This window comes from Streptomyces sp. WELS2 (assembly GCF_013870595.1).
Classification (GTDB): Bacteria; Actinomycetota; Actinomycetes; order Streptomycetales; family Streptomycetaceae; genus Streptomyces.
In genome coordinates this window covers 1-6,560 of record NZ_JACBWZ010000324.1, presented here as the reverse complement: position 1 = coordinate 6,560, position 6,560 = coordinate 1, and the positions used below count along the sequence as shown (strand labels likewise).

6 protein-coding genes and 1 pseudogene are annotated in these 6,560 nt (G+C 72.1%); all 7 read left to right on the top strand.

Annotated elements, in window-relative coordinates:
- Positions 1-776 (top strand): annotated as a pseudogene (locus H5J33_RS19210) (hypothetical protein); the annotation flags it as partial.
- A gap of 165 nt (positions 777-941) precedes the next feature.
- A complete protein-coding gene (locus H5J33_RS19205; RefSeq protein ID WP_181796163.1) occupies positions 942-1,619 on the top strand; it encodes a response regulator transcription factor in 678 nt (225 codons plus the stop codon).
- Between the two features lie 110 nt (positions 1,620-1,729).
- Positions 1,730-2,005, top strand: coding sequence for an MbtH family protein (locus H5J33_RS19200; RefSeq protein WP_399552873.1), 276 nt, complete (start codon positions 1,730-1,732; stop codon positions 2,003-2,005).
- Between the two features lie 43 nt (positions 2,006-2,048).
- On the top strand, positions 2,049-3,854 hold the full coding sequence (locus tag H5J33_RS19195; RefSeq protein ID WP_181796161.1) for a non-ribosomal peptide synthetase: 1,806 nt from the start codon (positions 2,049-2,051) through the stop codon (positions 3,852-3,854).
- Positions 3,851-4,657, top strand: coding sequence for a thioesterase II family protein (locus H5J33_RS19190; protein ID WP_181796160.1), 807 nt, complete (start codon positions 3,851-3,853; stop codon positions 4,655-4,657). The genes H5J33_RS19195 and H5J33_RS19190 overlap by 4 nt, the downstream gene beginning before the upstream one ends.
- The gene (locus tag H5J33_RS19185; protein ID WP_181796159.1) at positions 4,654-5,997 is read left to right on the top strand and encodes a M20/M25/M40 family metallo-hydrolase; all 1,344 of its coding nucleotides are present in this window, start codon (positions 4,654-4,656) and stop codon (positions 5,995-5,997) included. Before H5J33_RS19190 ends, H5J33_RS19185 begins: the two co-directional genes overlap by 4 nt.
- On the top strand, positions 5,990-6,560 hold a 571-nt coding region (locus tag H5J33_RS19180; protein ID WP_181796158.1), incomplete at its 3' end, for a GNAT family N-acetyltransferase. The genes H5J33_RS19185 and H5J33_RS19180, both read left to right, overlap by 8 nt.

The following is a 6,560-nucleotide window of genomic DNA, read 5'->3' as shown; positions in this document are numbered from 1 at the left end:
TCTTCGACGGCATCGTGCGCGAGTTCGCCGCGCATGCCGACGAGCTGGAGCTGCCCGGCTTCACCCCCATCCCCGTCTCCGCGCTCGCCGGCGACAACGTCGTCGACCGCTCCACGCGCATGGCCTGGTACGGAGGCCCGGCCCTGCTGGAGCACCTGGAGACCGTGCCGGTCAGCCACGACCTGGCGCACCGTCCGGCGCGGCTGCCCGTGCAGTACGTGATCCGGCCGCGGACCGCCGAGCACCCCGACTACCGCGGCTACGCGGGCCAGATCGCGGCCGGCACCTTCCGGGTCGGCGAGGAGGTCACCGTCCTGCCGTCCGGGCGGACCACCCGCGTCACCGGCATCGACCTGCTGGGCGAGCCGGTGGACCTGGCCTTCGCACCGCAGTCGGTGACGCTCCTGCTCCAGGACGACATCGACGTCTCGCGCGGCGACCTGATCGTGCCGGTCGGGCAAGCGCCCGCGACCACCCGGGACATCGAGGCGACCGTCTGTCACGTCGCCGACCAGCCGCTGACCTCCGGCCACCGGGTGCTGCTCAAGCACGGCACCCGTACGGTCAAGGCGATCGTCAAGGACATTCCCTCGCATCCCGGACAGCTCGTCGCCAACGACATCGGCCGGGTGGTGGTGCGCACCGCCGAACCCCTCGCCGTCGACGCCTACGCCGAGTCCCGAAGCACCGGGTCGCTCCTGCTGATCGACCCGGCCGACGGCACCACGCTCGCGGCGGGCATGGCGGACGGTCCCGGGCATGTCCGACAAGGGTGATTGCACGACAGCCCGTCGAACAAACCTTTGACTCTGTCACGCCCTACGTGATCGAATCGATCCGGGAAGTGGCGCTACAAGCGACATGAAACCGGGGGTAGAAATGACTGCCGTATGTAGGTTATCGCCGCAGGACCAGTCGCCTTCACCTCGGATGAGTACTCGATGAACCCGATCAGAGTGCTCATTTGTGATGAAGTGTCCATTATCAGGAATGGTCTCCAGACGTTCCTGGAGGCATCCCAGGGCATCGAGGTCGTGGGAGTGTCCGACAGTGCGATGAGCGCTCTCATGCTCATCCGCCAGCACCGGCCCGACGTCGTCATCTGCGGGCTGAAGTACCAGGGCATGTCGGGCGTGGAGCTGATCGGCCGAGTCGTCGCGGAGAAGGACGCCTCCGGTGCGAGCGCGCGCTGTATCGCCTTCTCCATGCACTGGGACGACGCCACCATCAGCGAAGTGCTGCGCGCGGGCGTGGACGGCGTGCTGATCGGCGACTCCAAGCGCGAGGAGGTGGAGTACGCCGTGCGCACCGTCGCCGCCGGCGGCACGGCGCTCTCCTCGCAGGTGGCCGGCCGTCTCGTCGACTGGTTCCGCAGCCGCGACCTGCATCCGGGGACGGACGAGAGCCCGGCCATCAGCATGCTGACGGCCCGGGAACGCGAGGTCCTCACCCTGGTCGGCCGGGGCATGGCCATCGAGGAGGTGGCCGAGGAACTGTCCATCAGGGTCAGCACCATTCGTACCCACCTGCACCGGCTGCGCAACAAGCTCAGTGTGCGCGACCGGGCCCAACTGGTGTCGTACGCCTACCGCTGCGGGCTGGTGAAGCACTCGGCCTGAGCGGCCGGCAGGCCCGGCGTGGCCGTCGGGTGTGGACGCGGGTAAGCGTGGCGTCCACACCCGGGCCCGCCGTCCACACTCCGTTCGGCGAAGAATCCACGAGAGGGTGGATGTGCTGGCCACGGAAATCCCATAACGTCTGCCGGGTAATCTGCAATTCGATGCGCTGGAACAGGGGCGGCGGAGTGTCCGGAACAACGACAAATACCGAGCGGGATTCCTGGGTCGTTGTCGTCAATGACGAGGAACAGTATTCGGTTTGGCCTTCGGGGAGTGAACCGCCGCTCGGCTGGCGGGAAATCGGATTCACCGGGAACCGGGCGGAATGCCTCGACGAGATAGCCCGGGTGTGGACCGATCTCAGGCCGCTGAGCCTGCGGGACTGAGAAGAACGGCCGAGTGGTATCACACGAAGACAGGGAACGGGGAATGGGACCAACCGTCCAGTCGGTGCACGCGGCTTTCGAACGCCAGGCGGCCCGCACACCGGACATGGTGGCGATCAGCCTCGGCGACGAACGGCTCACCTACCGACAGCTCAACGAGCGGGCCAACCGGCTCGCCCGGCATCTGCGCGACCGCGGGGCCGGCATCGAGACGCCGGTGGGCGTGTGCCTGGAGCGCTCCATCGACATCGCCGTGGCACTGCTCGCCGTACTCAAGGCCGGCGGCCACTACGTCGCCCTCGATCCGCGCCAGCCCCGGGCCCGCCACGAACTCCTCGTGGCGGAGGCGGGACTGGAGTTGCTGATCGCCCACGGTCCCACTCTCGAAGGCGTCGCCGGACTCGCCGACGTACAGGACCTCGGCAGCCTCGACGAGACACTCGCCGGGCAGCCGGCCGAGGACCTCGGGCTGCTCGTGGGCCCCGAGCACGCCGCCTACATCGCGTACACCTCCGGATCCACGGGGACCCCGAAGGGCGCCGTCGTGCCGCACCGGGCCGTGCTGCGGCTCGTGCTGGACAGCGACTACCTCACCATCGTGCCCGGCGACGTCTTCCTGATGGCGGCGCCCCTGGCGTTCGACGCGTCGACGCTGGAGATCTGGGGCCCGCTGCTGAACGGCGCCCGGCTCGCGGTGCTGCCGCCCGGCGAACTCTCCCTGGAGGCGCTGGCCGGCACCGTGGCCGGAGAGGGCGTCAGCGTACTGTGGCTGACCGCCGGGCTCTTCCACCAGATGGCGGAGGGCCCCCTCGACCGGCTGGCCGGCCTGCGGGTGCTGCTCGCGGGTGGTGACGTGCTCTCGCCCCGGCACGTCGACCGGGTCCTGGCCACGCTGCCCGGCATCACCGTGGTCAACGGCTACGGGCCGACCGAGAACACCACGTTCACCTGCTGCCACCCCATGACCGGCCCCGTCGGTGACGGACCCGTCCCGATCGGCCGGCCCATCAACGGCACCGAGGTCCACATCCTCGACGAGGCGCTGCGCCCGGTGCCCGAAGGCGAGACCGGCGAGCTGTACGCGGGCGGCGCCGGTGTCGCCCGCGGCTACGCGGGACGCGCCGCGCTCACCGCCGACCGCTTCGTGCCCGACCCGTTCTCCGGCCGCCCCGGGGCCCGGCTGTACCGCACCGGGGACCTGGTGCGCCGCCGCCCAGACGGCGCCCTCGACTTCCTCGGCCGGGCCGACCGGCAGGTCAAGGTGCGCGGCTTCCGCATCGAACCCGGCGAGGTGGAGAACGCCCTGCTCGACCAGCCCGGCGTCCGGGACGCCGGTGTGGTGGTGCACACCCACCCCGAGACGGGCAAGCGCCTGGTCGCCTTCTTCGCCGGTGACGAGGACGTCCGCCCCGGCGCGCTGCGCGAGGCCCTCGCCCGCACCCTGCCGCCCCACCTGGTACCCTCCGCCATCGCCCGGCTCGAGGCGCTGCCGCTGACCGCGAACGGCAAGGTCGACCGGGCGGCCCTGGAGGCCCGCGAGATCCGCGAACGCCCCGACGTGGACGCCGACTACCGGCCCCCGGCCACCCGCCTGGAACACGAACTGGCCGCCCTGTGGGCCGAACTGATGGGTCTGGACGAGATCGGCGCCGACGACGACTTCTTCGAGCTCGGCGGCCACTCCCTCCAGGCCACCGTGCTGATCCGGCGGATCGAGGAACGCTACGGCACCCCGGTGCGGCTGCGCGATCTCTACCTGAACCCGACCGTGGCCGAACTGGCGGAATACGTCGAGGAGTCCGGCGGCACTCCCGCCGCGACCACCCCCGTCCCCGAGGTACAACGATGACGTCTGCCCGGCCCGCCGAGGGCCCCGCGCCCAAGTCCCGCCCCGCCCGCCCCGCGAAGTGGCTGCTGCGCCGCCCCAAGTCCGACGCCGGCGCGCGGATCTTCCTCTTCCCGTACGCCGGTGTCGGCGCGTCGATGTACACGCTGTGGCCCGAGCGGATCGGCGGCGCCGAGGTGTGTCTCGTCCAGTTGCCGGGACGCGAGACCCGGCTGCGCGAGCCGCACTTCGGTACCTACGAGGAGCTGGCCGGTCCGCTCGTCGAGGCGCTCGTCCCGTACCTGGACCGCCCGTTCGCCTTCTTCGGCCACTGCAGCGGCGTACTGCCCGCCGTCGAGGCCGTGCGCGAACTGGCCCGCCGCGGCCTGCCCGTGCCCGGCCGGCTGTTCGTGTCCTCACAGGTGGCCCCGCACGACGGCCCGTACGGGAGGCTGCTCGACCTGGGTGAGGACGAACTGGCCGGCGAACTGGCCGCGCTGATCCGCGCGACGGGCGGCGAACCGCACCCCGACCTGATCGAGCTGGGCGTCGGCGTGCTGGCCGCGGACATCGAGGCCAACCGCCGCTACCGCGTCGCCGAGCCCTTCGCGCTGCCCACCGCGCTCACCACCATCGGCTGGCGCGGCGACGAGGTGATACCGCCGGCCCTGATGGGCGGCTGGTCCGAGTACCCCTTCGGGAGCGATGTCCGCGAAGTGCTGCTCGAAGGAACGCACTACGACTTCCTGAAGGCGCCCGCCCCCCTCCTGGAGGAGCTGGCCCACGACCTGGCGGAGCTGGCAACCGGGACGGAGACGACCGCATGAGCACCCCCGAGGCCGCCGCGGCGGTGACGCCCGGTGTCGTCGAGCTGACCCGGCGGCTGATCCGCTTCGACACCACCAATCCGCCCGGCGACGAGGCCGCCTGTGTGCGCTACGTGGCCGAACTGCTCGCCGCGGCGGGCGTGGAGACCCGGCTGCTCGGCCGGGACCCGAACCGGCCCAACCTCGTCGCCCGGGTGCCCGGCCGCGGCGAGGCGCCCCCGCTGCTGCTGCACGCGCACGTCGACGTCGTCCCCACCGAGGGGCAGCCGTGGAGCCGTGACCCGTTCGCCGGGGAACTGGTCGACGGCGAGGTGTGGGGCCGCGGCGCGGTCGACATGAAGGGCCAGTTGGCCATGATGCTCGACGCCCTGCTCACCCTGCGGGCCGGCGGGCGCGCCCCGGCGGGCGACGTGCTGCTGGCCGTGGTGTGCGACGAGGAGGCGGGCAGCGCCTTCGGGGCGAAGTTCCTCGTGAACGAGTACCCCGAGCTGTTCGACGGGGTCCGTTACGCGATCGGTGAGGACGGCGGCGCCACCCTCTCGCTGGGCGGCCACACCCGGTTCCACCCCGTCGTGGTCGCCGAGAAGCGGGCCTGCTGGGTCCGCGCGGTCCTGCACGGCACCGCCGGGCACGCCTCCAGGGTGACCGACCACACCGGCGCGGCCCACAAGCTGACCCGGCTCCTCGACGCCATCGCGGACGGCGGTCTCGACGTAGTGCTGACGCCGGCCGTGGAGCTCATGCTCAAGGAACTGGAGACGTCGCTCCCGGCGGTGGAGGCCGCGCGCATCGCCGCGTTCCGCGCCGACCCCTCCGACGCCTCCCGCCTGGTCGGCTTCGACGACCGCGACGTCCGCTACCTGCGCTCCGTCGTACGGCACACCGTCAACGCCACCGTGATCCACGGCGGCACCAAGACCAACGTGCTGCCCAGCGAGATCTCGGTGGAACTGGACGGACGGCTGCTGCCCGGACCGTTCGACACCCCCGGCTTCCTCGCGGAGCTGCGCGCCAGGGCCGGGGTGGAGATGGACCTCGAAGTCCTCGTCGAGGGCGAGCAGATGCCCCAGCCCCGGCTGGGCGGGTTCTACCACCGCCTCACCGAGGTGCTGCGGCAGCACGACCCGCAGGGCGTCCCGGTCCCGATGGTCACCACGGCCTCCACCGACGCCCGGCTCTTCCCCCGGCTCGGCATCGAGACGTACGGCTGGCTGCCGCTGCGCCACCGCAGCCCGGTCTCCTACCGTGACATGCTGCACGTGGCCGACGAACGCATCGCGGTCGACGCCCTGGAGTTCGGCACCCGCTGCTACCACGACCTGCTGCTCGGCTATGAGTGAGCCGCGTATCCGCCGCCTGCCCCCGGCCGAGGCGGCCCGCCGCGCCGGCCGGATCGCCGGACTGACCCGTCGCGCCTACACCGGGTCCGACCCGTTCCCCGGCCTCCCGGTACCCGACGGGGCCCGGGAGAGCGAGGACGCCGTGCGGCGCCAGCTCGCCCGGGGCACAGGCGTCTGGGTGGCCGAGACGGCCGACGGAGGGCTGGCCGCGGCGTTGCGCGTGTCCGTCGACACGGCGGGCGGCTGGGAGGTGCACCGGGTGTGTGTGGACCCCGGTTACCACGGGCGGGGCCTGGCCCGGCGGCTGGTCGAGGCCGTCGAGGCGGCGGCCCTGGCCGAGGGCGTGCCCCGGCTGTGGCTGAACGCCGTGGTCGAGCGGTGCCTGCCCGGTGTGTACGCCCGCCTGGGCTTCCGCGCCGTACGCCACTGGTCCGCCGACGACAAGCCGCTGTCCGAGACCACCCTGGAACGCGTCCCGGGCACCGCCTACGACCCGTCCGCGCTGCCACTGGCGGACCGCGCCCCGGCACCGGCCGACCTGCTCGTCGGCTGGCTGTCCGGGC

What these genes read in the sequence shown, in the direction of transcription:
- H5J33_RS19205 (WP_181796163.1), top strand. Translation starts at nt 942, where the DNA reads ATGAACCCGATCAGAGTGCTCATTTGTGATGAAGTGTCCATTATCAGG.
- H5J33_RS19200 (WP_399552873.1), top strand. Translation starts at nt 1,730, where the DNA reads ATGTGCTGGCCACGGAAATCCCATAACGTCTGCCGGGTAATCTGCAAT.
- H5J33_RS19195 (WP_181796161.1), top strand. Translation starts at nt 2,049, where the DNA reads ATGGGACCAACCGTCCAGTCGGTGCACGCGGCTTTCGAACGCCAGGCG.
- H5J33_RS19190 (WP_181796160.1), top strand. Translation starts at nt 3,851, where the DNA reads ATGACGTCTGCCCGGCCCGCCGAGGGCCCCGCGCCCAAGTCCCGCCCC.
- H5J33_RS19185 (WP_181796159.1), top strand. Translation starts at nt 4,654, where the DNA reads ATGAGCACCCCCGAGGCCGCCGCGGCGGTGACGCCCGGTGTCGTCGAG.